The organism is Gaetbulibacter sp. PBL-D1 (assembly GCF_050509525.1).
GTDB classification, from domain to species: Bacteria; Bacteroidota; Bacteroidia; order Flavobacteriales; family Flavobacteriaceae; genus Gaetbulibacter_B; species Gaetbulibacter_B jejuensis.
In genome coordinates this window covers 190,636-214,839 of sequence record NZ_JBNWKB010000003.1, presented here as the reverse complement: position 1 = coordinate 214,839, position 24,204 = coordinate 190,636, and the positions used below count along the sequence as shown (strand labels likewise).

The following is a 24,204-nucleotide window of genomic DNA, read 5'->3' as shown; positions in this document are numbered from 1 at the left end:
TTATCTTTTACAAATTTATGAATATTTTTTTAATTAGGATGTTTTTGTCTTAATTAAAATGTCTTTAACCTATTATATGTTATTTCTTAAATAATGCCGATATTTGTATTAACTAACTATCTAATAAAATAAGAAGAAAAATTATGGCAATGAATAAAAACACAGTGTTGGCTTGGGCCACATGGATTATGATTTTTGTAGGATTAGGTTTAATAGGACTAGGAGCTTTTCGCTATGACGATGTTGCAGGTTGGGGATTTGCTGCTGTTGGTTTTGGCTTTTTCTGTATTGCTTGGGTGTTTAATGCATTAAAAGGACGCGTTTAAGGGTTTTCAATTTATGGGTAGATTAAGTAGTATTAAGTTTAAAAATTTCACTTTCTACTGAATACTATCTACTAAAAACAAACAACTATAATATATGAGCGACGATAAAAAAGTAATTTTTTCAATGTCTGGTGTTACCAAGACATTTCAATCGGCTAATACGCCAGTACTTAAAAGCATTTATTTAAGCTTCTTTTACGGAGCTAAAATTGGTATTTTAGGTCTTAACGGTTCGGGTAAATCTACATTATTAAAGATTATTGCAGGTGTAGATAAAAACTATCAAGGCGATGTGGTTTTTTCACCAGGATATTCTGTTGGTTATCTAGAACAAGAACCACAACTAGATGATGAAAAAACAGTGATGGAAGTAGTGCGAGAAGGCGCTGCTGAAACTGTAGCTATTCTTGATGAATACAATAAAATAAACGATATGTTTGGTTTGGAAGAAGTGTATAGCAATCCTGAAAAAATGGAAAAGCTTATGAATCGTCAAGCCGAATTACAAGATCAAATAGATGCTTCAAATGCTTGGGAATTGGATACCAAATTAGAAATTGCCATGGATGCATTACGTACTCCAGATGGTGATAAAAAAATAGGTGTACTTTCTGGTGGTGAGCGTCGTCGTGTAGCTTTATGTCGTTTATTACTACAAGAACCAGACGTATTACTACTTGATGAGCCTACCAACCACCTAGATGCAGAATCGGTACATTGGTTAGAGCATCATTTAGCACAGTATAAAGGAACTGTTATTGCTGTAACGCACGATAGATATTTCTTGGATAACGTTGCAGGTTGGATTTTAGAGCTGGATAGAGGCGAAGGTATTCCTTGGAAAGGTAATTATTCTTCATGGTTAGACCAAAAGTCTAAACGTATGGCTCAAGAAGGAAAAGCAGCTTCAAAACGTCAAAAAACATTAGAACGCGAGTTAGAATGGGTGCGTCAAGGTGCAAAAGGACGTCAAACCAAGCAAAAAGCGCGTTTAAAGAACTACGATAAATTAATGAGTCAAGACCAAAAGCAACTTGACGAAAAGCTTGAAATTTACATACCAAATGGTCCGCGTTTAGGAACCAATGTTATTGAAGCAAAAGGTGTAAGTAAAGGTTATGGCGATAAGTTATTGTACGAAGATTTAAACTTCAATCTACCTCAAGCAGGAATTGTTGGTGTTATAGGACCTAATGGTGCAGGTAAAACCACGATTTTCAGAATGATAATGGGTGAAGAAACACCAGACAAAGGAGAGTTTGTAGTGGGTGATACTTCAAAAATTGCTTATGTAGACCAAAGTCATTCTAATATAGATCCTGAAAAAACGATTTGGCAAAACTTTAGTGATGAGCAAGAATTGGTGATGATGGGAGGAAAGCAAGTCAATTCTCGTGCGTATTTAAGTCGTTTTAATTTCTCTGGAAGTGAACAAAACAAAAAAGTAAAATTACTATCTGGAGGTGAGCGTAACCGTTTGCATTTAGCGATGACATTAAAAGAAGAAGGAAACGTACTACTTTTAGATGAGCCTACAAACGACCTTGATGTAAACACGTTACGTGCGCTAGAAGAAGGTTTAGAAAACTTTGCTGGTTGTGCTGTGATTATTTCTCACGACCGTTGGTTTTTAGATCGTATTTGTACGCACATATTAGCTTTTGAAGGCGATAGCCAAGTATATTTCTTTGAAGGTAGTTTTAGTGATTACGAAGAGAACAAGAAAAAACGTTTAGGTGGTGACTTAATGCCGAAACGAATTAAGTATAAAAAATTAGTTAGATAGATAAAAAAAAGCCTGCACAATGCAGGCTTTTTTATTTAAGTGATTTTAATTTATTCATACAAATGGCCATTTGTAAAATCTTTATAGCTCTCCTCAACGTCATTTTTTAAAGATTCCATTTCAATAAGCTTCTTATTTTCAGCCTTTAACTTTCTCATTTTTATTACTGCAACCACAATAAAAAACATAAATACTGCTGCTGTAATAATGAGTATAACCGTAAGCTGAGTAGTGCTTACAAGTAACTTTGGAATTGAATATAAAGCATTCATAATTAGGTTGATAGTTGGGGTTAATCAAGTCAAATATACAATTTTAATTAAAACCGTAACTATTTCATTATAAATTTGTTAATAAAAAATGGAGTAATCACTATTTGTACCAATCTAATTGAACGACTTCAATAGCATCATTTTTATCATTCACAATGGTTTTAAATTTTTCTACATCGCTAAGCCCACCTTGTCCTCTGTAGTGGTATGGATATACTTGCTTTGGTTTAAAATCCAGAACAGCACTTGCAGCACTTTCAACAGTCATAGTGTATGGTAAGTTCATACATACAAAGGCCATATCTATATCTTTTAAGTTACGCATTTCAGGAATGTCTTCAGTATCACCTGAAATATAAATTCGTTTTCCTCCCATGGTTAAAATGTAACCATTACCACGTCCTTTTTCATGGAATTTTAAAGCCTCTTCTCTTAAGTTGTACATTGGTACAGCTTCAATATTAATTTCAACACCATCAAAAGTGTAGTCTCTATTTTGCGAATTATTAAGAACCAATGTACGATCTCTTAGAGGTTTTGGTAGCAATTCAGCTACTGCACCAGGAGCTATAATCTTAACAGCATTTCCTAATATTCCTGACAAGGTTTCTTCATTAAAATGATCACCATGAATATCAGTAACCAAAATAATACTAGGAGATTTTTGTTCAGTAAATTTTTCTGCTCCTCCAACAGGATCAACATACACTATAACATTTTTATACTCCAAGACCATAGTAGCATGTTCAATAGGAGTAATTTTTATTTCAGAAGAAGTATCGGAAGTTGTTGTTTCAACATCAACATTGTTTTCAATAATTGTCTCAGTGGTTGCTGGTTCTTTTTTATCTGTTTTACAGCTTATAAAACACAATGCTAAAATAGCGGTAATAAAAATTGAATTTCTCATAATAGAAGTATTTGAGTACTAAAGATAATGATTGCGTTACATTTTTTAAAGCCTGTAACATTTTTAATTTTTTTACTACTGATATTTTAAGAGCATTAGTTTTGAAAATGATATTTTTTAACGAAATTGCTTATCCAAAAATTGTTCAACTATAAAAACACTACACAATATGTCTGATGATTTTGATTTATTAGAAACCAATTCCAATGAAAAACAGGAAAAAGTAGATGTTAATTGGGGAAAAGCCATTGACACTATGAAATCTAAATTGGCACAGGAAGATGATCCTGAAGTGCGTCAAAAAATACTTAATGCAACATTGGACGATGTAGTGCATATGGCAGAAAAAGATAGAACATCTTTACTAGATGCCATTAAAGACTTAACTGATTATCAAGACGAAGTTGGAATTATTTTTGAAGATTTCTCTAGCTTAAATGCTGATGAACAAAAAATCATTGATAATGCAATAAAACGTCTAGAACGCGCAAGAGTTGAATTAGAAGATGCCGAAGCTAAACCAGACACTTGGTGGAACAACCTTTGGGGAAGAAAAAGCAAAATCAAAAAAGCGCAAGACGAACTTACTGCTGCTCAAAAATCTCGTGACGAAGCAGATAACAAAGCTAAAGCGATGTTTCAGCAACGTATAGAATCGGCAGATGTACAAACTTTATTAAATGAGTTATCGTTTAAAAGTCAGGCAGCTGTAAAGCGTTTAAAAGATCGTGAAGTAGAAATTAAAGAAGTTGAAGACAAACTTCAAGACGCGATTGTTGAAGCTACAAAAAACCATACAAAAGCTTTAGAGAAGAAGAAAGAAGTAGAAGCAAAGCTTGAAGAAAACTATGCTTTACTAAAACAAGCACGTCAAGAGTTAGAAGAAATTGTAGATAAGCAATCTGCGGAGTATGCTGAAGCTGTTGGTAAAGTCACCACATTAGAGCAAAAAGTAGAAGAGCTTGAAGGACTTAAAAACGCTTATACAACGCTTGCTGCAAGTAAGGACAGCTTTGTGCATAAGCATAACTTAACCATCAAGGTATTAACCTCTTTACGTAGTAATTTACAAACACATCGTGCAAAATTAAAGAGTGATACCGAAGAGCGTTTAAAATATTACGACGGTTACGTTGTGGCTTTAAAAGCACGAACTGACCAAGAATTTGCAGCTATTTTAGAGCATTTAGGTGTAAAAACCGATGAGCATATTGGAGAAACTCTTGCGTCAATGCATACAGCAAGTGCTAAAGCACGTCAAGAAATGATGGATAATATTCCTGTGCATGAAAAAGTAATGCAAGGTGTTTACAGCAGTTATGCTGAAGCGTTACAGGAAATTCGTACCAAAGATTCTGAAATTCAAAAGAATTTTGCTGAGCGTTATGGTATTGATATGAAAGAAATTTTTGAAGACTACTATAAGGCAGATGCTAATAAACCATCAGGTGAAGGAGAGCCAACTGGCGACAAAAAACCTGAAAATAATGACGACTTATTATCTTAAAAAGTAATTGGTATTCAGTTTGCAGTTAGCAGTATTTTTATAATTGACTGCAAACCGAATACTGCTCACTGCAAACTCAAAACATGATTGTAACTCCCTTAGATTCCGCTACACTAGACTCCAAAGCGCAATATGTATTCTATCATAAAATGGTAGACTTTGCTCTAAAGGAACTCATTGTAAGTGTTCAAAATCAAGGATTATGTAGTGCACAAGAAGTTGTTTATTTTAAGCAGTTTTGTGATTTGTTATTGTATTCAGTCGAAGCTATGCGTATTAAATATATGTATGACGATGAAGACAATATGAAAGTAGATTTAACCGATTCTGGTTTTCCTAACTATTTGGAGTTTAGGTATCTTTTTAATGATTTATCCTTAAAAGAAGACTACATTTCTAAACTTAAAGATGTTAGTCAATTACAAGATGAGTTTTTACATGAGTTACTTCATAAAAAACAACCCATAAAACGAGAAAAACTGTTTCAAGCGGCTTCAATAGTTTATTACACCTCAGTAGAGCAAAAGTATATTTTTAATCGTTTTGTACAAGGTCGCATTATGGAAACACCTAAAGACGTTTCGCCTGAGTTTATGACCAGTTGGAGTTTTTATGATGTAGCACATAATAGGCCATTTATATGCTTCATGTACTTTGATTATAGTGGTGGACGAAATCCGTTAAAAGACAGAGATAAAATTTATGAAGTCTTAAAGACCACTGCCGACAGAGATATGGATTTAGACACTATGGCTTATGGAATAGACAGAAAACTGCCTGAAGTACATCCAAAACACATTAAACGAATAGATTTAGGTCCTTTTCATAATGTATTTGCAAAAGACGAGAATGAAATTACACATGCCATTTTAGAAGGTATTGCCAAAAAAGAATTAAGTCTAGAGTCGTATGCACTGTCACTGAGTATTGACGAAGTATTCTCAGGAAGTGAGTTTAAAGAAGGTAGCTTTTTCAATAAGCAAACCTTACAAAAGTGGAGTGAACCTATACACCAAAAATATGTATTCGCACCACATCGTATTATACAAATGTTGTATAACAAAACACCTGAAATTATGAATAGACTAGCTAAACCGCCTATTCAGGTTTCTGAATTAAAAATTAAAAAAACAACGTCATAACGAGGAACAAAGTACGTGGTTATCTTTTAAGCAAGAGATTGCTTCATTTTATTCGCAATGACGACAAAATAGAAACATGGAACACAACTCAACATTTCCTATAAAGCAAACCGAACTTGATATGCTTCGTGATGAAGCAACATCCTATTTAAAAAGTGTACACTGGGAGCAAGGTCAACGTGCAAAAAACAAAGACAAAGACGCTAAAGATGAATCTATTTTACTGTATTTGTCGCGTGCCAATAATGGAAGCAATGTTGAACTGACTTCAGTTTCAAAAACTATATTAGCTTTAAAAAAACGCTTATTACCAGACTCTGTTGCTATTCCAATTCATTTAAACCAAACCTTATTTGCAGTTCAAGAAGGTATTACTTTAGGTATTTGGATTAAAGACAGTTACTACGATGCTTCAGGATTATCAAGTTTAAACGAGCGAAAATCTGCTTTAGATACTTCAGGAAAACGAGAGTACGAAAGCAAAATGCAAACCGCAACAGCCTTTATGTTATATGCTACAGCTTACAATATTTTGCATAACCTTAAAACCATTGCTTCAGATGATTTAAGCGTTATGAAGCAAAAATTTGCAGGTCTGCCAGAAGTGTCTTTGCTGTCACCATTAAAAGGAATTTCGTGTTGTCTTTACTATTACGACAAGTATTTGTCGCATCCAGATATTATAAAAAGTGATAAAGACGTTACCGATTTTACGGTTGTGTATTTTGAAGCTTTAATAGACGAAATCCAAATGCGTAAAAGCATGTTGGAGTACACCGAAACTATTTTAGATAGAACCTATAAATTAGAAAAATCGGACTTTGCTGTATCTGGTTGGGACAATGTGTTTGCAGGAGCTGCCAAAAGTGTAGAGTTTAATAAAATTCAATTTGAACAAATAGTAGGTAACAGAGATGCAAAACACTTTGCACGACGTTTAACAGAGCGTATGTTAAGCTACGATTTTACAGCAAAAAAGAATCCATTTCAGGAGTTAGGAGGTTTTATGCCAGTGTTTATGGGTTACGGAATTCCAGGAACAGGAAAAAGTATGCTTATTGCAGCGATTGCTACACGCTTAAAAGAGCATTGTGACAATCTTGATATTCCATTTTTATTCCATCCAATGCCTGATACGTTGATTTCAACATTTCAAGGTGGATCTGCAGAAAAAATGGTAGAGTGGATGAAACCATTACAAGATCCTTCAAAACTCATTTTTGCTCCAATTGATGATGCCGAAAATAATCTTCAAGAACGAACTGCACAAGGTGTTTCGGCAGGTGTAAAAGAAGTTATAGGTGTGTTTTTAAGATATACCGAAGGAGCTTATGCTGTTAATTACGGTAATAGCTCAATTGGGTTGTTTACCAACCTTCCAGAAATGTTGGATAAAGCAGTAATTTCACGTGTTCAAGGACGATTTAAAATTGATGGAGCACGTACTGAACACGACTTTTTAGATCAAGATCATTTGTGGTGGCGAAAACTACAAGATACTATGCCTGATTTTGTAAATATGAACAATCCAGAGGCTTACACTTATTTAAGCGATCAAGGTTTGGCTAAAAACATGGGAGACATTTTAAAAGCTGTTGAAAAACCTTCAGAAGAGCGTGTTATGGAAACTTTTGAAAAAGTAGAAAAAATGCATCGCTTTGAAGACCACATGTTTTATGCATCGTTATATACCGAAATCCAAAAGATATTTCCATTCTTTTCATCGCGTGATGTTCGTAATATACAATCGGCAATTTCATTGCGTTTAACTGACTTTGACTTAGAACAAGATTGGTTTGACAATCCTGAAATCTATTTCAAAAAGGATTATGATACTAAATTAGGAATGCTTCAGGAACTCATGCGTGCTAATATGAAAGGGCTTGATTTTTCTGATATAAGAAAACAAGAAGTTATTAGATACCTAGATAATGTAGCAACTATTGCAGATACCGATTTTAAACGAAAAGTTGATGCTAGAGTTAATCAGCTTAATATTGAATTGGAAGCAAGAACTCAGTTTGACAAAAAGTAATTTTACTGTCATTCCGCACTTGATGCGGAATCTAAAAATAAACGTGAAAGAAGTTTTTATTAAATATTATTTACCTGTTTTAGCATTTACTATAGCATTTAGTGTTCCAACATTTATTGTAAACTATGATGGAAGCAAACTAATTGAGTTTTTAGTAGCATGTATCAGTTTAAATGTGATAATTACATTTGTTTTTGGAACTCTATATTTGAAATTTGGAAAAAATTGGAAATCTAAATTTAGACGTAAAGTTTTAAATAAGAAGGCGTTAAAATCATTTGAAGCATTAGGTTTTGTTAGGCAAGAAGAAATGTTATATGGATATATTGATGACTATTTTATAATGATACAACCTGAAATGGATGCTTTGGGTCAGAAAAAATGGTTAGATATAAAAGTGTTTTTCAATCCTAAAATTCAAAATCAATTTATACCAGAATATCTTTTGAAAAAATTAAATGACAATAAGTTGAAACAAACTTTTTTCAATAAAAATTGCGTAGTAATTGAACAGGCTTTTGCTCCATTAGTACCTTTAAATTTTGACCGAATGAGGGCAAAATTAAAAGAAGTAGTTTCGTTATTGAAAAATCATAATATAATGCCAATTTCAATGACTGATTTAATAGAGCAAAAAACAGATTTATTAAAGTATCATCAACAAATTCAGTCATTGTATAAATGAATCAAAAATGAATCTTTTGTCATTCCGTACTTGATGCAGAATCTAAAAGAGAATTAGATAAAAATAAGATTCCCACTTTCGTGGGAAATAATTATGAATAAACTAAAAGCAGCAAATCTATATCAAAGTGAACTACTTCCTGTAAGTGGTAAGTTGGTTGAGCGTTATAATGAGTGCTTAAAAACATTAGGGTTTTCGCCAACAGAGCTTACTAGTTTTTCAATTGATGGTATAGGTTGGAGCCCTGAAATTGCTGAAGAAAAAAAGGAATTACTTTATTTAAGCCATGGCGAAGCCAATGCGCATGCCATTATTATTTCACCGTTGCAAAAAGGAAAACCTGTCTATTTGCCTACACATACGTTTGACAGGGAATTAATGAAATTGGTTTTTAAAACCTATGGTAGTAAAATAAACGATATAACTAGAGACTCAGCAATTTGTCTCGATTTTGATCAAGGTATCGATGCATTTTATGGACCTATGGATGTTTTAAAATACAAAACTATAAACATTCATTTTAGGTTAATAAACAACCTTAATAAAGCACAAAAAAAACAACGTGAACTTATTGAGCAGTTTAAAGAAGGTAATAATTTTATTGATGAAACCTTACACGAAAAATTATTGCAATCGGCAAATACCTATGGCGATTTGCGTAATAGGGATTTAGAATTACCAGAACTTCAATACAGTGTGAGTTCGTTTTATACAAGAGCTTTTGGAGGTGTGTATGTGTTGCGCGATTTTATTTCGGATATTATCGTGTTTGAAGATGAAAAATGGTACAAAGAAGCTATTAATGATACTACACATGATGTGTTGATGTACCATATCAATCATGATGAATTAATTGAAAAACTACGAAATCATTTAATTGCTGAATGCGATTTGGATGAAGTGGTTAAAACCCCAAGATACGATCGTGTAAAAAAATATGAACTTTCTCAACAACTTAAAGAAACTCAACACACTTTAAAAGAAATATTTGAGAGTAAAATTTTATATAAGAGTTATTTAAATAAAATAGATATCAATGCACTTAAAAAAATCAATAGTGTAGAATTATATTTAGAACGCTTAGAGGTTAGCAACGAGTATAAATTAAAGGACATGGTAGATGTTGATCTATACCATGCATTGCACCAACCTCATTCATCTTTAGAGCCAATGCATCAAGATTTAATATGGAAGCTTTTAATTAATGTTTCTCCAAAGGATGTGTTGTTTTTGTATTGGTATGATAAAGAACAGTTTTATAAAACCTATGAGACTTGGGATGACTCGTTTAAAGATTGGGTAATTGACACAATACGTAACAATATTTAAATAAAATAGACTAATTTTATAAAGCATTCACTTTAAAAACAAACACATGGGACTAGATCTTGTAATTTTTATAGCTGCTATACTTTTTGGCATTTTCTTGTATTGGAGAGAGTCTAATGGTAATGGAGCATATCGTTTTGTGAATAAAATTGTAAACAGTAAAGAGCTACAAATGAAGCCTGATAGTAAAAAAGGATTCATTTATAAGCAAACCTTTATACCTAGATTAATTTTTGTTGTAGCCTTATTTTTGGTTGTAGCTGTGGCTGTTCAATTTTTAACTCCGTTTCAAATCTTTGGAAGCTATGATGGTGTTTCAGCTTTTGCTTCAGTTATTGTTGGTACACTTGTAGGCACTTACATTGCAAATTTTGTAATTAAATCAACTAAAATTATTGAAGAGAAAAGTGATTCTTTAGAAGATAAGTTTGATGACGTTGTTGAAAAAGGAAAAGACTTTATTGAAGACTTAAAAACTAAAGACAGCGATGTCAGTTCGAGCGCAGTCGAGAACAAAATCGAACCTGAAGTTGAAGCACCAAAACCTAACGAGAAAAGTGCTCGTGAACGCTTGAAGGATAAAGGATTGATGTAATTCACTAACAACTAAAAACTAAACATGAGATTATTCTGGAAAAACGGAAAGCCTGCAATTTTAACTTACATTTTATTAGTGTTGGCATTATTCTTCTTTAGGGACGATTATCAACCAGTTTTATTATTTCTTAGAAAATACATTTTCATTATTCTGTTAAGTGGTATAGTCTTGTTTTTTGGATTACGAAAGTTTAGAAAAACAGCAAGTACAGGTGGTCGATTAGGTATTTTAGGTATTTTGCTTGTGTTTTTTGGTTTGCTCTATATGGTTGGATGGCATTTTAAAATGTACGATTACATGAAAACCTACAATGTCTTTAATCATTTAAATAAAGTTGAAATCAACGAGCTTCCTCTAACTCAAAACGAGCGTATACAACCACTTCGTAACATTTTCTCAATGGCAAACGAAAGTGTTGGAGAGACCAAAGACGTGTCGTTACCTCACTTAGTTCGTGTCGATGGCGAAAACAAATGGACTATGGCCATTCAACCTTCAGAAAAATATACATTACAGCAAATAAGCGATAATACCGAAGAGGTTTTTTCAGTCTCTAGTACAACACCATTTCCTAGGTTTTCAAGTGAAAATCGTATTCCTGTAGTGTTTTCAATAGGTGAGTCTTTAAAATTTAGTAGAAACACTTACAACGCAGTAGTGCAACGTTTCAATCCTTGGATGTTGTTTAATTATGAACCTGGAGATGTGTTTTATATGAAAAACGATTCCGGAAAATGGGTGGAAGTGGTGAGTTTGATAAAATGGAAAGGGTTCCTATTTCCTTATCCAACCTTTGGTGGTGTTATGGTTATTGATAGTGGTGAACATGATATTAACGATTATTTTGAACGCGTTTTAATAGGAAAAGGGACCTATATAAGTCCAGATGAAATGAACAACCATCCGTATTTAACACGTCAAAATACATTGTCTGAAAAAGTATCTCGCATACAAGCAGAATCTTTAAAATTTCTTGGAGGTTTTAGCGATCCACTACCTTGGAACATGGAAACAGCAGTGAAGATACCAGATTTACCAGACGATCAAAACGAACAGCCTTTTGTAACTGATTTTGATTTTTCTGACACAGATACCAATGCTTATAGCGGATTGTACCATTGGTTTGGTTTAGAGCCAGTAGGTGATGAGCGCACAAGTTTAACATTTAGTGTTTTTATTCCTGCAGATGGAACTGATAAGCTGTATTATTATGATCATGCAGCTAAAAAACAAGGTTATGCAGGTGTTTCGGCAATGCCTTTAAAAGTGATAGAATCTCGTAAAGAGTTTGACTGGACAGTCAATAAACCTGTTGAATTTAGACCTTATATAAAAGATATTGCAGGAAGAAAACGTATGTTCTTTTTAGGAACTATTTCGGCAATTCGTGAAGGTTCAGACAATTTTGATGGCTCTGCAACACCAGATTTAGCCTTAATTGATGCTGAATATAGAGATGTTATTTGGATTGATGTAAAGCACCCAAGTCAATGGGATAAAACAGTTTATGACCAATTAAACGAAGCTTGGAGATCGAGTGAAGGTATTGGATATTATTTTGTTGAAGAGACAAAAGATATTGATATTGTTGAGCAAGCTATAGACTCGGTTTTGGCAATCCCTAGAGTAGATAAAAATGCTGAAGAAATTGAACGCTTACAACATCAAATAGACTCTTTAAAATCTATTGAGAATTAAGGTTAATATTTTACTCTATATTATATAAATAAGAAAATTCATATTCTTTTAGTTGGATTGGATTCCGCATCAAGTGCGGAATGACAAGGTAATTATTATCTCATCATACTAACTAAGTGTAACTTTTATTGAATTTCAGTGACTTATAGATAAAGGATATTTATGGGTTACATGGGTTTTGGTATGCAAAGTTGGATTTATAAACAACGTCCAAGAAAGCCTTTTGAAATAAAAAGAAAACCTTTATTTACAGAAGTCCCAAAATACCAAAGAGAATTTAAAATCCAGCCTTCTAAAACTTCAAATAGATTATATGTAGTGGTAAGTATTGTTTTGATAAGCTTGTTTTTTGGAATTATCCAATTGAATAAGTCAAAAATCTTGCAACATTCATCTGAAATTAATAGTGCAACTAAACAACGTCTTGAAAGTGAAAACCTTGAAGCATTCAACTTTTTGAAGCGTTCTGGTAAATCAAGATTAAAAAACAATAATCTTGAAGGAGCTCTCTCTGAGTTTAAACTTGCTTATGCTATTAAATCTACAGATGAGGAATTAAATCAGTTGTTATTTGAGACATTATCTATTCTTTGTGCTGAAAATCAAAAGTTTTGTAATGAGCTAGATGAAAAGTTTTAAACCTCTAAAATCATCTTTATATCACTACGTTTATATGGAGAGTTTTTTTCAACAGGAATTTCTATAAAACCATATTTTCGGTATATATAAATAGCGTTTTCCAACTTCGTGTTAGAGTACAACATCAAAGTTTTAAATTGATGTTGTTTTGCGAATTCTATACAATATTGCATAAGTTGCTGCCCAATTTTGTAACCACGATGTTTTGGTGAAACTGCCATTTTAGTGAGTTCAAAGACATTTTTAGTATTAGTTGGCATTAATGCAACAGTTCCAAGAATAGTTTCATTAAGTTTAGCAAAAAAGATAAAACCGCCTTTATTAATGATATATTCTTCAGGTTTACTTAAGACTTCTTCATCGTAAGGTTCTACATAAAAATAGGTTTTAAGCCATTCAATATTCAAATCATAAAAATGTTGAGAATATCTAGTATTAAAGGGTATGATTTCAATTTGCATGAGCTTTAATAAAATCAGTAATCAAATAGGTAATCAATTTTCCAACTTGGGTTTCGGTTTCTGGAGTAGGAGCAGCTTCGCAAATATGTAAATATTTTGCATTTTCATGCGCACCAAAAAAGGTGGCAAACTGTCGTGCTTTATTAGCGCTAAAACCACTTGGTGTCATTGCACTGCTTGGAATATTCAATATGGCATCGCAATCTATTTCAACACCAAAAGCAGTACCAGAAACATGCTCTAAAGCACGTTGCATTTCTGCTTTAAACTTAAGCTCTTTTCTAATTTGTATAGCTTCAAAAGTATTATATGCCACAGATTTTACTTTATCTAAAGTCTTAAATGTAGTTGAAGATGTATAGTTTTCGTGCAAGCCAAACACAAAATAGTTTTTCAAAAAGCCTTCAGCGTAAGCATAACTAAAGCCATTTCCACTGTGTCTGCCTTCTTCAGCTCTAAAATCGCTATGCGCATCAAAGTTTACAGCGTTAATTGTTGAGTTTAACGCTAGCGAAGTTCCTTTTATATTTCCGTAGGCATTATTGTGTCCTCCACCAATAACAATTGGTGTTTTACCTGCTTTAACTATTTGATGGATTAAATGAGAAACTTGTTTGTCGATTTTAGCTACTTTTCGACGTGCTTTAGCAATATCCTTTTTGTTGGTTTTATCTAAGTTTTGAAGTTTTTGTAATGATTTAGAATAGTCTAAATGACCTAGGATAACTACTTTACTAGCATTTAAAAACGCGTTACTTTGTATATTTGTTAAAATTTTTATTGTAGCATCCCATGCTTTTGAAGTCCCTGTATTTCCTAGGTTTCCAAAGACTCCAATGTCTTCAGAAATACCAAAAATTACATAGTCAACATCTAAATTTACTAATTCATCGTATATATTAGTGGAGTTAGGAAGTAAAATAACTTGTTCTCCAAACTTGGTTTCGCCTGAGCGTTTTTTTAAGATGGTTTTTAAAGTATCTTTATCAAAAAGTATAAGGTTGTCCATATTGGAAATGTTATTAAAAAATAATAATTAAAAATACAGTTTTATTTATTTTCAGGCTTAAAATTAAATTTAATTAAAAGATTAAAAACAAGAATTAACGTTTAAATAATTTAAAAAGAAAAAACAATGGAGAATTCAAACAGTAAAAGTACAGGATTAAAAGTTGCTTTAGGTATTTTGTTGGCTCTTTTCTTAGGAACAGGATTTTATACCTCTAAACTTTATAATGACAAGAAAGAAACAGAAGCAGTTTTAACCAAAGAAAAAGAACAGGTAATGGCAGACCTAAATAACATGGCTAAGCAATATGATATTGCAATTGGCGAGAATGAAGTTGCCAATCAAAATTTAGTTGAGGCTAGAGCACGTATTGAAGGCTTAATGGACTCACTAAAAATATCTCAAAACAGTGTTAACAGTTTATGGAGATACAAAAAACAATTTTTAGCATTACAAGAAGAAATGGATGTATTGCTAGCTGAAAATGACAAGCTAAAAGTAGAAAACTCTTTATTAGCAACATCATTAGATAGTACTCAGTTACAATTAGCAGAACGTACAATGTTTACTGATTCATTATTAGTACAAAATACTGAGTTAGCAACAGTAGTTGAAAACGCTGCAGTATTACAAACTGTTGGACTTAAAGCGTACGGAGTTATTGAGAGAACTTCAGGTAAATTAATACCAACAGAGCGTTCTAGAAGAAGTGATAAAATTAGAGTTTGTTATACTGTTGCTAAAAACACATTAGTAGGTGCAGGTGATAAAGAATTATATGTTCAGGTATTAGATCCTAATGATAATGTACTTGGTGCTAACGAGCAAATACAGTTTGAAGATAAAATATTAAACTATAGCTTGGTGAGTAAATTTAACTACGAAAACAGAAGTTTAAACATTTGCGAATTTGTAGCTCCTAACAACGATGAGTTTGAAGAAGGACGTTATACAGTAAATGTTTTCAATGAAAAAGAATTAATCTCATCAACTGAGTTTACATTGAAATAAGCAAATTAATTGATTGATTGTAAAAAGCCGAATGAAAATTTTCATTCGGCTTTTTTATTTTAATCTAATCTAATCTAATCTAATCTAATCTAATCTAATACCATTAATAATAACTTCATCAATTAAGTTTTCTCCAAACGCATAAGGAATAAACTGGTAATTAGGAATTTCTTTTGTAATGATTACATTCGCTTTTTTACCTCTACAAATACTGCCATACATATTGCTTAATCCCATAGCATAAGCACCATTTATGGTTGCAGCATTAATAGCTTCTTCAGGTGTCATTTTCATTTTTATACATGCAGTACTCACTACAAAATTCATATTTCCACTAGGTGTTGAACCTGGATTATAATCGGTTGCTAATGCTAGAGGTAAGCCTGCGTCGATCATTTGTCTTGCAGGTGTATAAGGAATACTTAAAAAATAGGAGCAAGAGGGTAGAGCAACAGGCATTGTATTACTGTTTTTAAGTGCTTCAATATCTTCTTTATTCATTTCTTCTAAATGATCTACTGAAAGTGCATCATATTTTACTCCTAAAGCTACACCTCCAAAAGCATTAAATTGGTTTACATGTATTTTAGGTTTTAAACCATGAGCGACACCTGCTTTAAGGATTCTTTCGGTATCGTCTAGGTCAAAATAGCCTTTTTCACAAAATACATCAATGTATTCGGCTAGGTGCTCTTCAGTAGCTTTTGGTATAAGTTCGTTTACTACCAAATCTACATAAGCACTTTTATTATTACTGTATTCTTTAGGAACAGCATGAGCGCCTAATAGTGTAGGCTTAATAAAAGCAAGCGATTCGCGTTTTAATCGTTTTATCACTCGCAACATTTTTAGTTCTGCATCAACGGTTAAGCCGTAACCTGATTTTATTTCAACAGTACCAGTACCTAGTTTTATGACTTCATTAAGACGTTTTAGTGATTGTTGGTAAAGTTCTTCTTCAGAAGTGTTTTGAAGTTTTTCAGCAGAATTTAAAATACCACCACCATTATTGGCAATTTCTTCGTAGGACAAGCCATTAATTCTATCTACAAATTCTCTAACTCTATTTCCTGCGTATACAATGTGTGTATGAGAGTCGCACCAAGAAGGCATAACCACTTTTCCTGTGGCATCAATAACTTCATCAGCATCAATATCTTGGTAGTCGTCCATTGAGCCATACTCAACTATAGTATCATGCTCAATAAATAAGTAGGCGTTTTTTATTACAGGAAGTGTTTTCATGTCACTGCCTTTTACAATGGTAACATTGGTATCACGAACTTGAATAAGTTCTTTTATGTTGGTTATTAGTATTGACATAGCTAAGGGTAAAATCATAAAATTAACAAAATTACTTCTGTTATCAGGAAATGGCATCGAAAATTTTTCTAAATACGATGTATAAAAAAAGCGCTGACTGTTTGTCAACGCTTTCTATAAGATGTATTTAAAAGTTTATTCTTTAACAAACTTAAAAGTTTTATTATGCCCTTCAAATTTGATAATGTAAATTCCATTGTATAGAGATGATACATCTAAAGGGTTATTTGGTGAAATAGTTGAATTAACAACGTTTTTTCCTAAAATATCATAAACTGATACATTGAAACTTTCATTATTAGGAGCCTTAACGTAAAGCTTATTTTTAACTGGGTTAGGGTAGATGTTAAAAGTGTTTAATATAGAGCTATTTAGACCTAGAGAATATTTAGCATTTTTATACCAATTTAAATCGTTTTCATTAAAGGATACTGCAGCAATATCCATATCAGTGTCATTATCAAGATCGTTTATTGAAAAAGAAAATATTTGACTAGTGCTTGTACTTATGATGTTTTCTGAACTATAGACACCATTGTTTAAGTTTCTAAACCATACAAGGTCAGGTTCGGTTGCATTACTTGCTCCATTAGCAGTAACAACATCTTTTAGTCCATCGTCATCTAAGTCTTCAAAACCAATGAACGAAGGATTGTTAATTGATGTTGTTAAAGTAGTTCTGGTATAAGTTCCGTTCGTTTCTTTTTTATACCAATAAAGGTAACCAGTAACGCCACCATCTCCAATGTCAGTAACTAATATGTCGATGTTATTATCATTGTCAACATCAGCAAATTTTGTGTAAAAAACATAGTACAAACCACTGTCTACAGTATTGGTGTCTTTAGTATATGTTACAGTTCCATTTTGTATAAAGTTGTTATAATATACTTCGACTGTACCATTTTCATAGGAATATATATTAGTAATTACTATGTCAAGATCAAGATCATTATCAAAATCAATAATATCTATATGTCCTGGATAGCTATTTGCAACAGAAATTAAAGTTTGAGCAGTTGAAAAACTACCTCCTCCAAGGTTTGAATACCAAACTGTTTGACCAGCATAATATAAAAGAACAACTAAATCCCTAGTACCATTATTATCAATATCAGCAAAAACCATACTTACTGGTGAAGATGCATTAGCAATCAATTGTTCTGTGCCGAAATTACCGAAGCCATCATTTTGAAACCATACAATCTTATTACCGTCTAAAGAGCCAGCAACAATATCAATATGATTATCACCATTGACGTCCTCTAAAACTAAAGCATAAACAAAAGAAAGCGTTGTAGATACTTGTGTTTGTTCAGTAAATGTACCGTCTCCATTATTTTTATATAATTGTATTCCAGTACTGGTTTGAGTGGTTACTACAAGTTCAGGATATTGATCATTATCAAGATTAGCAGACTCTATAATATAAGGAGTGTTATTAGTGTCAGTATCAATAGGCATTTTTGTCGAAAATGTAGTTTGAGATGTTGAAGTTGACAGTATAAAAACTCCAAAAAGTAAAGTAAGTAGTGTTCTTTTCATAAATGTAGTAAATTGAATTAGTTGCTAATATATTGATTTATTTCATGTTACCAATCATATCTTCTGGTTTTACCCATTCGTCATATTCTTCAGCTGTAACATAGCCTAAATTAATTGCTTCTTCTTTTAATGTAGTTCCATTTTTATGAGCTGTATTAGCAATTTCGGCAGCTTTGTAATAGCCTATTTTAGTATTTAATGCTGTTACAAGCATTAAAGAGTTGTTTAGTAACTGTTTTATTACTGAATGATTAGGTTCAATACCACTAGCACAGTTTTCTTCAAAGCTTACACAAGCATCTCCTATAAGTTGGGCAGATTCTAAAATATTTGCAGCCATCATAGGCTTAAATACATTTAATTCATAATGTCCTTGAGTGCCACCAACAGTAATAGCAACGTCGTTACCCATAACTTGCGCACAAACCATTGTAAGGGCTTCACATTGCGTTGGGTTAACTTTTCCAGGCATAATTGAGCTACCAGGTTCGTTAGCAGGAATTATGATTTCTCCAATACCAGAACGAGGTCCAGAAGCCATCATTCTAATATCATTTGCTATTTTATTTAATGACACCGCAAGTTGCTTTAATGCACCATGAGTTTCAACAATTGCATCATGAGCAGCTAGAGCTTCAAACTTATTTTCAGCAGATACAAATGGAAGGTTTGTAAATTTAGCAATGTATTGAGCTACCAGTTCAGCATAACCCTCAGGAGTATTAAGACCTGTTCCAACAGCTGTTCCTCCTAAAGCTAGTTCAGCAAGGTGAGGTAAAGTGTTTTCAAGTGCTTTTAACCCATGGTCTAATTGTGATACATAACCAGAAAACTCTTGTCCTAAAGTTAAAGGTGTTGCATCCATAAGGTGTGTTCTACCAATTTTTACACAGTCTTTAAACTCAATAGATTTTGTGTGTAAAGTATTTCTAAGTTTTATAACTCCTGGAATTGTAGTTTCTACAACTTTTTTATAAGCTGCAATATGCATTCCAGTAGGGAAGGTATCGTTTGATGATTGCGATTTGTTAACATCGTCATTAGGTTGAATGGTTTTATCGCCTTCACCAATAACTTTACCAGCAAGTTGGTGTGCTCTATTAGCAACAACCTCATTTACGTTCATGTTACTTTGAGTTCCTGAACCTGTTTGCCAGATTACTAACGGAAACTGATCGTCGTGTTTTCCTTCTAAAATTTCATCACAAACTTGAGCAATTAAATCGCGTTTTTCGTCTTCTAAAACACCTAACTCATTATTAGTATAAGCAGCAGCTTTTTTTAAATATGCAAAACCATATACTATTTCTAAAGGCATAGAAGCTGGTGCACCAATTTTAAAATTATTTCTTGAACGCTCAGTTTGCGCTCCCCAAAGTTTATCTGATGGGACTTTTACTTCTCCCATCGTGTCTTTTTCTATTCTATAAGTCATGATGTTTATTTTATTAGATGCACAAATTTAACATTTTTCGTTGTTCTTTTAGGTTTAAAAAGTATGAAGTTATGTGCTTAAATATTAAAAAAAACTTAAATACCTTTAATTCCTACTAATTTAGTAGATTAATAAGTATCTTTATGCTTTAATTTTTAAAATCATAAACATGGCAACAATTAGATTAGGAGATTTAGCACCAAATTTTACTGCGCAATCTTCAGAAGGACAGATTAATTTTCATGATTGGTTAGGTGATGGTTGGGGAATCTTGTTTTCGCATCCTGCCGATTATACTCCAGTTTGTACTACAGAGCTTGGTACTGTAGCTAAATATAAATCAGAATTTGATAAACGAAATGTTAAAGTAGTAGCGTTAAGTGTTGATGGAGTAGAGTCTCATAAAGGATGGATTAAGGATATTAATGAAACACAAAATACTACAGTGAATTTTCCAATAATTGCTGATGAAGATCGAAAAGTATCAGAACTTTATGATATGATACATCCTAATGCAGATAGTAAATTAACTGTTCGTTCAGTCTTCGTGATTGATCCTGATAAAAAAGTAAAACTTATTATTACTTATCCAGCTTCAACAGGTAGAAATTTTGATGAGTTATTACGAGTTATCGATTCGTTACAGCTTACAGCTTATCATAAAGTAGCTACACCTGCCAACTGGAATAATGGTGATGACTGCGTCATAGTTCCTGCGGTTGCAGATAAAGATATTCCTGAGCTTTTCCCAAAAGGGCATAAAGTTGTAAAACCTTATTTGCGAACAACTCCACAACCTAATTTGGATTAGGATTAACAATAAATAAGATTAAAAAACATCATGTAGTCAATTCATGGTGTTTTTTTATATTTATAAATCAAAAATGATTTAGATATGAAGCAAGTTATAGCAGTACTTTTTTTAGTTTTTACAGTTTCTTTTTCTTTTTCGCAAACCGAAGTTAAATCAACACCATTAACGATAGGAGAGATAAAAACTATTCATTCAAAGGTTTTAAATGAAAACCGAACACTGAATGTGTATTTGCCATCAACTTATGATGCAGCTAAAGCATATCCTGTTATATATGTTTTAGATGGCTCAATCAATGAAGATTTTATTCATGTCGTTGGCTTAGTGCAGTTTTTTAATTTACAGTTTAAGATGCCTGATGTTATTGTTGTAGGTATTGCTAATGTAGATAGAAAACGTGATTTTACATTTCATACAAATTTAAAATCTCTGAAAAAAAATTATCCAACAACAGGACATTCTAAATCGTTTATCACTTTTTTAGAAACCGAATTGCAACCTTACATTGAAAAAACCTATAAAACTACTAATGAGAAATATTTAATTGGCCAATCATTAGGAGGTTTGTTAGCCACTGAGGTTTTATTGAAAAAACAGTCATTATTTACGCATTACTTAATTGTTAGTCCTAGTTTATGGTGGGATGATGAAAGTATGCTTAACGAAGCTAATGTATTGTTTAGCCACCAACCAGATGTTGAAACGTATGTGTATGTTTCAGTAGGGAAGGAAGAAGACCCAATTATGCAAAGAGAAGCTAGTGCTATTGCTGAAGTTTTAAAATCCTCTGGTAAAGAAAATTTAACAGTTGATTATTTACTAATGGATAATGAAAATCATGCTACTATTTTACATAGAAGTTTGTATGAAGGTTTCTTAAAATTGTTTCCATACAAAGATTAGTGAATAAGCTGTTAATAAATTTTAGTTTCGTATTGTAAAACAAAACACTTTGTTTTATCTTTGCATCAACAACAAAAAAATAGCACATGTTTGAATTTGATCAATACTTAGGATTTTTAGCATTTTTAACCATTTTAACAATTGGATTTTGGTTAATGATATTTTTATTGACTTTCGTAATCCCTTACTGGATTTTTGGTGCTTCAATTGAAAGACTTAAAGAAATTAGAGCTGAAAAGAAAGCTCAAAGATTACAACAATAATTTTTTACTATATAAAATAAAAAAAGGACGCAATTGCGTCCTTTTTTAGTTTTATACATTTTAGGTTTACCCTTCAAACTCAAAGTCGTCTCCACCACCATTACCATCGCCACCTCTTTGACGTTGGTTGTTTCTGTTTTGTTGGTTAAATCTATAAGTGAACGATAGGTTAAAAGTACGTTGTCTCCATTGAAACTCACTATGACTAATAAACGTATCGGTTGTAGAGTCAGAAATTCTTTTTCTGCTGTTAAATACATCGCTCACATTAAAAGCTATTGAAGCATTTTCATTTAAGATATCTTTACTAAAAGCAACATCAGTTGAAAACATTCCCTTTGTTTTATTTTGAGCATCTTCACTTGGTCCTCTATAAAATAAACGTGTTTGCCAATCGATTTTTCCTGGTAAAGTATATTTATTGTTTAATCGAGCAAACCAACTAATGTTTTCAGCTCCAAAATCGGTTCCGTTGTAAAAACCTTCGGTTTTAGATTGGAATAAGTTGAAGTTTCCGTTTAAGTTCCATTTTTTTGATGGTCTGTAGGTTACGGTAAACTCAAAACCAAAACGGTCGTTTGTTGCTAAGTTAATAGGAACACGTCTTATTACTGGTACTTCAGTTCCTCCAACAGTAACTGTTTGTCCTGTATCTTCTGTAATGAAAGTAAATACATCTGTAGCATGTTGAAAGTAAATAGAAGAGTTTAAAGTTACTTTTCCAAATTTGTTTAAGTATCCAATGTCAACAGTATTTGAGTAACTTGGGTCAATATCAGGATTTCCTTGAAATAGGTTAGTTGCACTACTTCTTGATGGAAAAGGATTTATAAAACGAGAACGTGGTCTTCTAATTCTACGGTTATAACCAAATGTGATACTTTGGTTTTCAGTAATTTCATACCCTAAATTTACAGTTGGGAAAAATCCAACATAGTTTTTCTTGTCGAAATCACCACTTGTAACTTGGTCAATAGTTATACGTGTAGATTCCATACGTAAACCTAATAAATAAGAAAATTTGTCTTTTATTTTACTGCCAAATTGAGAGTACACAGCGTTAATATATTCTCTGTAAACTAAATTATTACTTACATCAGTATCTAAAACATAATCATTACCATCATAAAACTCTAACGCATAATCGGTATCTAATTCGTTAAAGTTACCTCTATACCCAAATTCAAATTGACCTTTTTCACCAATAGGCATTACGTAGTCACTTTGTAATAAAATTTGATCTTGTTCTTCAAGAGTTGTTACTCTTTCAGAAGCATCTCCATCTTGCTGAATTAAAGAAAACTCATCCTCGTTACTATTTTCATATTGAAAATCGAACGTAAATCTGTGCTCACTGTTTCCATTAAATTGCTTGTCGAAATTAACAGAGTATTGTAAGTTTCTGTCGTCTTCTTTTTCAAGTTCAAGTCTTGGAGATTCATTAATTAATGCTCCAGTTGCATCAACCTCTCTAATAGTGTTAGTAGTTTCATCATCATCATCACTTTTTCTGTAGACAACCGAAGCTGTTAATGAAGCAGTGTCATTAATGTACCATTCAACACCTGTATTAGTTGTAATTCCTTTTCGCTGCCTGTCAAAATCTCTGTATTCGTTTAAGAATGTGTTAGGGTCGTCACCATTGAAATATTCAGTTTCAGTAAGTGAATTCCCAGGAGATTCTCTGTAATTATATCCAGTAGTATTGAAAAAGTTGAAATCTCCAGTTCTGTAGTTAATATTCCCAGAAATTCCAGCTTGTGTTGGGTGTCCTGCATTTACAGTAACAGCTCCATTTAATCCTTGTAATTTACTACGTCTTAAAATAATGTTTAAAATACCTGCAGTTCCTTCGGCATCATAACGAGCAGAAGGAGAGGTGATTACTTCAACACGCTCAATAGATTCAGCAGGTAGTTGTCGTAAAGCATCGGTTGAATTTAAACCTACCAATCCTGAAGGTTTACCGTTAATTAAAATACGTACGTTGTCTTGACCTCTTAAAGATACATTTCCTTCAACATCAACAGAAACCGAAGGAACGTTGTCTAGTACATCACTTACTGTACCACCACGAACCGTAAGGTCTTTACCAACATTATATATTTTCTTGTCTAGCTTTATTTCAACAGTAGTACGCTCTGCAATAACTTCAACCTCTCCAAGAGCTTCTACATCTAAAGCTAAACCTACAGTACCAAGATTTATATCGCTAGTTAATGATTTATCATAATAGGTTTTCTTTTCGTAAGAAATGTATTCAACTGATATGTCATAAGTTCCTGCAGGTACATTTATAGAGAATTTACCTTCGCTATCTGTAATGCCTCCAGTAACTATTTTATTCTCTTTTTTACTAAAAAAGGCAACAGTTGCATACTCTAATGGTAAGTTTACCTCACTGTCCATTACTATACCAGAAACGGTTATTTCGTTAGGTGTTTGCGCAACAATTGAGTTGAAGCTTAAAAGTAGAATAAGTGTTTTAAATAGATGTTTCATGAATTGATTTT

22 protein-coding genes are annotated in these 24,204 nt (G+C 32.6%); 14 read left to right on the top strand and 8 right to left on the bottom strand.

All coding sequences use genetic code 11. From position 1 onward, the window contains the following. The first annotated feature begins 143 nt into the window (after window positions 1-143). Together ACQ0RB_RS04115 and ettA are read left to right on the top strand one after the other, a co-directional pair. The gene (locus ACQ0RB_RS04115; RefSeq protein WP_103052245.1) at window positions 144-326 is read left to right on the top strand and encodes a CAL67264 family membrane protein; all 183 of its coding nucleotides are present in this window, start codon (window positions 144-146) and stop codon (window positions 324-326) included. A 94-nt stretch (window positions 327-420) separates the two neighbouring features. Further along, a complete protein-coding gene (gene ettA / locus ACQ0RB_RS04110) occupies window positions 421-2,112 on the top strand; it encodes an energy-dependent translational throttle protein EttA (protein ID WP_430496657.1) in 1,692 nt (563 codons plus the stop codon). A 50-nt stretch (window positions 2,113-2,162) separates the two neighbouring features. Here the strand turns inward: ettA and ACQ0RB_RS04105 are convergent, their stop codons facing one another. Beyond that, on the bottom strand, window positions 2,163-2,384 hold the full coding sequence (locus ACQ0RB_RS04105; RefSeq protein WP_129760208.1) for a hypothetical protein: 222 nt from the start codon (window positions 2,382-2,384) through the stop codon (window positions 2,163-2,165). A 100-nt stretch (window positions 2,385-2,484) separates the two neighbouring features. Beyond that, window positions 2,485-3,294 carry an MBL fold metallo-hydrolase gene (locus tag ACQ0RB_RS04100; protein ID WP_430496655.1) on the bottom strand — a complete coding sequence of 270 codons (810 nt, stop codon included), beginning with the start codon at window positions 3,292-3,294 and terminating at the stop codon, window positions 2,485-2,487. Window positions 3,295-3,463: 169 nt separating this feature from the next. Between ACQ0RB_RS04100 and ACQ0RB_RS04095 the strand changes: the two genes are divergently transcribed. From ACQ0RB_RS04095 to ACQ0RB_RS04060, 8 genes are all read left to right on the top strand, one after another. Further along, window positions 3,464-4,801: a coiled-coil domain-containing protein gene (locus tag ACQ0RB_RS04095; RefSeq protein WP_129760206.1), complete on the top strand. Its 1,338-nt coding sequence runs from the start codon at window positions 3,464-3,466 to the stop codon at window positions 4,799-4,801. Between the two features lie 83 nt (window positions 4,802-4,884). After that, entirely contained in the window at window positions 4,885-5,943 is a 1,059-nt protein-coding gene (locus ACQ0RB_RS04090; protein WP_430496653.1) for a hypothetical protein, read from the top strand. A gap of 76 nt (window positions 5,944-6,019) precedes the next feature. Then, window positions 6,020-7,978, top strand: a complete 1,959-nt coding sequence (locus ACQ0RB_RS04085; RefSeq protein WP_430496652.1) for an AAA family ATPase — start codon at window positions 6,020-6,022, stop codon at window positions 7,976-7,978. Between the two features lie 43 nt (window positions 7,979-8,021). Next, complete coding sequence (locus ACQ0RB_RS04080) at window positions 8,022-8,663, top strand: hypothetical protein (RefSeq protein ID WP_430496650.1); 642 nt, start codon at window positions 8,022-8,024, stop codon at window positions 8,661-8,663. Between the two features lie 93 nt (window positions 8,664-8,756). Next, complete coding sequence (locus ACQ0RB_RS04075) at window positions 8,757-9,992, top strand: DUF6638 family protein (RefSeq protein ID WP_430496648.1); 1,236 nt, start codon at window positions 8,757-8,759, stop codon at window positions 9,990-9,992. Between the two features lie 46 nt (window positions 9,993-10,038). After that, window positions 10,039-10,587: a hypothetical protein gene (locus ACQ0RB_RS04070; RefSeq protein WP_430496646.1), complete on the top strand. Its 549-nt coding sequence runs from the start codon at window positions 10,039-10,041 to the stop codon at window positions 10,585-10,587. Window positions 10,588-10,611: 24 nt separating this feature from the next. Further along, window positions 10,612-12,288, top strand: a complete 1,677-nt coding sequence (locus ACQ0RB_RS04065) for a hypothetical protein (RefSeq protein ID WP_430496645.1) — start codon at window positions 10,612-10,614, stop codon at window positions 12,286-12,288. Between the two features lie 183 nt (window positions 12,289-12,471). Beyond that, entirely contained in the window at window positions 12,472-12,927 is a 456-nt protein-coding gene (locus ACQ0RB_RS04060; protein WP_335975707.1) for a hypothetical protein, read from the top strand. Here the strand turns inward: ACQ0RB_RS04060 and ACQ0RB_RS04055 are convergent. Both ACQ0RB_RS04055 and ACQ0RB_RS04050 read right to left on the bottom strand, forming a co-directional pair. Next, window positions 12,924-13,388 carry a GNAT family N-acetyltransferase gene (locus ACQ0RB_RS04055; RefSeq protein WP_430496643.1) on the bottom strand — a complete coding sequence of 155 codons (465 nt, stop codon included), beginning with the start codon at window positions 13,386-13,388 and terminating at the stop codon, window positions 12,924-12,926. The genes ACQ0RB_RS04060 and ACQ0RB_RS04055 overlap by 4 nt on opposite strands. Beyond that, window positions 13,378-14,397 (bottom strand): formimidoylglutamase, encoded by a 1,020-nt coding sequence (locus tag ACQ0RB_RS04050; protein ID WP_430496641.1) that lies wholly within the window; start codon window positions 14,395-14,397, stop codon window positions 13,378-13,380. The genes ACQ0RB_RS04055 and ACQ0RB_RS04050 overlap by 11 nt, the downstream gene beginning before the upstream one ends. A 126-nt stretch (window positions 14,398-14,523) precedes the next feature. Here ACQ0RB_RS04050 and ACQ0RB_RS04045 point away from each other — a divergent pair, with 126 nt between their 5' ends. Continuing rightward, the gene (locus tag ACQ0RB_RS04045; RefSeq protein ID WP_129760198.1) at window positions 14,524-15,408 is read left to right on the top strand and encodes a chromosome partitioning protein ParA; all 885 of its coding nucleotides are present in this window, start codon (window positions 14,524-14,526) and stop codon (window positions 15,406-15,408) included. Between the two features lie 84 nt (window positions 15,409-15,492). On the opposite strand, the gene hutI is transcribed toward ACQ0RB_RS04045, so the two are convergent. The 3 genes from hutI to fumC form a co-directional block, all read right to left on the bottom strand. Continuing rightward, window positions 15,493-16,731, bottom strand: a complete 1,239-nt coding sequence (hutI, locus tag ACQ0RB_RS04040; protein WP_335975713.1) for an imidazolonepropionase — start codon at window positions 16,729-16,731, stop codon at window positions 15,493-15,495. Between the two features lie 135 nt (window positions 16,732-16,866). Then, window positions 16,867-18,276, bottom strand: a complete 1,410-nt coding sequence (locus tag ACQ0RB_RS04035) for a T9SS type A sorting domain-containing protein (protein WP_430496639.1) — start codon at window positions 18,274-18,276, stop codon at window positions 16,867-16,869. 37 nt (window positions 18,277-18,313) lie between these two features. Further along, window positions 18,314-19,711: a class II fumarate hydratase gene (gene fumC / locus ACQ0RB_RS04030; protein ID WP_134199077.1), complete on the bottom strand. Its 1,398-nt coding sequence runs from the start codon at window positions 19,709-19,711 to the stop codon at window positions 18,314-18,316. Window positions 19,712-19,880: 169 nt separating this feature from the next. Here fumC and ACQ0RB_RS04025 point away from each other — a divergent pair, with 169 nt between their 5' ends. The 3 genes from ACQ0RB_RS04025 (at window position 19,881) to ACQ0RB_RS04015 (ending at window position 21,691) form a co-directional block, all read left to right on the top strand. Beyond that, the gene (locus ACQ0RB_RS04025) at window positions 19,881-20,522 is read left to right on the top strand and encodes a peroxiredoxin (protein ID WP_430496637.1); all 642 of its coding nucleotides are present in this window, start codon (window positions 19,881-19,883) and stop codon (window positions 20,520-20,522) included. 84 nt (window positions 20,523-20,606) lie between these two features. Further along, window positions 20,607-21,428 carry an alpha/beta hydrolase gene (locus ACQ0RB_RS04020; RefSeq protein ID WP_430496635.1) on the top strand — a complete coding sequence of 274 codons (822 nt, stop codon included), beginning with the start codon at window positions 20,607-20,609 and terminating at the stop codon, window positions 21,426-21,428. An 86-nt stretch (window positions 21,429-21,514) separates the two neighbouring features. Further along, complete coding sequence (locus ACQ0RB_RS04015) at window positions 21,515-21,691, top strand: hypothetical protein (protein WP_165353684.1); 177 nt, start codon at window positions 21,515-21,517, stop codon at window positions 21,689-21,691. 66 nt (window positions 21,692-21,757) lie between these two features. Here ACQ0RB_RS04015 and ACQ0RB_RS04010 read toward each other — a convergent pair whose 3' ends face one another. Further along, window positions 21,758-24,193 (bottom strand): TonB-dependent receptor domain-containing protein, encoded by a 2,436-nt coding sequence (locus tag ACQ0RB_RS04010; protein ID WP_131506873.1) that lies wholly within the window; start codon window positions 24,191-24,193, stop codon window positions 21,758-21,760. Between the last annotated feature and the right edge of the window lie 11 nt (window positions 24,194-24,204).

Bases quoted from the DNA above. Each gene is read 5' to 3' on its own strand.
- ACQ0RB_RS04115 (WP_103052245.1), top strand. From the start codon at position 144: ATGGCAATGAATAAAAACACAGTGTTGGCTTGGGCCACATGGATTATG.
- ettA (WP_430496657.1), top strand. From the start codon at position 421: ATGAGCGACGATAAAAAAGTAATTTTTTCAATGTCTGGTGTTACCAAG.
- ACQ0RB_RS04105 (WP_129760208.1), bottom strand. From the start codon at position 2,384: ATGAATGCTTTATATTCAATTCCAAAGTTACTTGTAAGCACTACTCAG.
- ACQ0RB_RS04100 (WP_430496655.1), bottom strand. From the start codon at position 3,294: ATGAGAAATTCAATTTTTATTACCGCTATTTTAGCATTGTGTTTTATA.
- ACQ0RB_RS04095 (WP_129760206.1), top strand. From the start codon at position 3,464: ATGTCTGATGATTTTGATTTATTAGAAACCAATTCCAATGAAAAACAG.
- ACQ0RB_RS04090 (WP_430496653.1), top strand. From the start codon at position 4,885: ATGATTGTAACTCCCTTAGATTCCGCTACACTAGACTCCAAAGCGCAA.
- ACQ0RB_RS04085 (WP_430496652.1), top strand. From the start codon at position 6,020: ATGGAACACAACTCAACATTTCCTATAAAGCAAACCGAACTTGATATG.
- ACQ0RB_RS04075 (WP_430496648.1), top strand. From the start codon at position 8,757: ATGAATAAACTAAAAGCAGCAAATCTATATCAAAGTGAACTACTTCCT.
- ACQ0RB_RS04070 (WP_430496646.1), top strand. From the start codon at position 10,039: ATGGGACTAGATCTTGTAATTTTTATAGCTGCTATACTTTTTGGCATT.
- ACQ0RB_RS04065 (WP_430496645.1), top strand. From the start codon at position 10,612: ATGAGATTATTCTGGAAAAACGGAAAGCCTGCAATTTTAACTTACATT.
- ACQ0RB_RS04060 (WP_335975707.1), top strand. From the start codon at position 12,472: ATGCAAAGTTGGATTTATAAACAACGTCCAAGAAAGCCTTTTGAAATA.
- ACQ0RB_RS04055 (WP_430496643.1), bottom strand. From the start codon at position 13,388: ATGCAAATTGAAATCATACCCTTTAATACTAGATATTCTCAACATTTT.
- ACQ0RB_RS04050 (WP_430496641.1), bottom strand. From the start codon at position 14,397: ATGGACAACCTTATACTTTTTGATAAAGATACTTTAAAAACCATCTTA.
- ACQ0RB_RS04045 (WP_129760198.1), top strand. From the start codon at position 14,524: ATGGAGAATTCAAACAGTAAAAGTACAGGATTAAAAGTTGCTTTAGGT.
- hutI (WP_335975713.1), bottom strand. From the start codon at position 16,731: ATGTCAATACTAATAACCAACATAAAAGAACTTATTCAAGTTCGTGAT.
- ACQ0RB_RS04035 (WP_430496639.1), bottom strand. From the start codon at position 18,276: ATGAAAAGAACACTACTTACTTTACTTTTTGGAGTTTTTATACTGTCA.
- fumC (WP_134199077.1), bottom strand. From the start codon at position 19,711: ATGACTTATAGAATAGAAAAAGACACGATGGGAGAAGTAAAAGTCCCA.
- ACQ0RB_RS04025 (WP_430496637.1), top strand. From the start codon at position 19,881: ATGGCAACAATTAGATTAGGAGATTTAGCACCAAATTTTACTGCGCAA.
- ACQ0RB_RS04020 (WP_430496635.1), top strand. From the start codon at position 20,607: ATGAAGCAAGTTATAGCAGTACTTTTTTTAGTTTTTACAGTTTCTTTT.
- ACQ0RB_RS04015 (WP_165353684.1), top strand. From the start codon at position 21,515: ATGTTTGAATTTGATCAATACTTAGGATTTTTAGCATTTTTAACCATT.
- ACQ0RB_RS04010 (WP_131506873.1), bottom strand. From the start codon at position 24,193: ATGAAACATCTATTTAAAACACTTATTCTACTTTTAAGCTTCAACTCA.